This window comes from Intrasporangium chromatireducens Q5-1 (genome assembly GCF_000576575.1).
Taxonomy (GTDB): Bacteria; Actinomycetota; Actinomycetes; order Actinomycetales; family Dermatophilaceae; genus Intrasporangium_A; species Intrasporangium_A chromatireducens.
This window is the reverse complement of record NZ_AWQS01000567.1, coordinates 1-600: the sequence shown is the minus strand read 5'-3', so window position 1 is coordinate 600 and position 600 is coordinate 1. Positions and strand designations below refer to the sequence as shown.

Genomic DNA, 600 nt, shown 5'->3' with positions numbered 1-600 from the left:
ACTGCTTGATCTGGGCGACGGCGTGGTCGGGGTCGGCGGTGACGATCCAGCGGGAGGCGATCTGCTCGTCGGTCAGCTGGTCGGCGAGGCGTTCCATCTCGATCGGGTCGTGCACGCCGTGCTTCTGCTCGGCGGTCAGTGACAGGGGGGCCCAGAACCGGCAGTTGTGCAGGGCCTGGTCGGGGTCGCGGTCGTAGGACAGCTTGATCTCGATCATCTTGTCGATGTCGTCGCGGGTGCGTCCGGACTTGGTCAGGCCCTCGTCGAGGGCGGGCAGCAGCTTGTCCTCGTAGAGGTCGCGGCCCTTGCCGGAGGTGCAGATGAACCCGTCGCCGGCGCGGCCGGCGTAGCGGGCCACCAGGGGGCCGCCGGCGGCGATGTAGATCGGGACGGGCTGGGCGGGCCGGTCGTAGACGGTCGCGTCGTGGGTGCGGTAGAACTCCCCGTCGAAGGAGACCCGCTCGTTGGTCCACAGCTGCCGGATCAGCCGGACCGCCTCGCGGAGCCGGGCGAAGCGTTCCTTGAAGTCGGGCCAGGGAGAGCCGGCCGCGCCGACGGCGACCTCGTTGAGGGCCTCGCCGGTGCCGATGCCGAGCACGA

At 70.5% G+C, this 600-nt stretch carries 1 protein-coding gene; it reads right to left on the bottom strand.

The features are described from left to right. Positions 1 to 600 (bottom strand): LLM class flavin-dependent oxidoreductase (locus N864_RS22915; protein WP_034723054.1); only part of this gene is annotated, 600 nt, incomplete at both ends.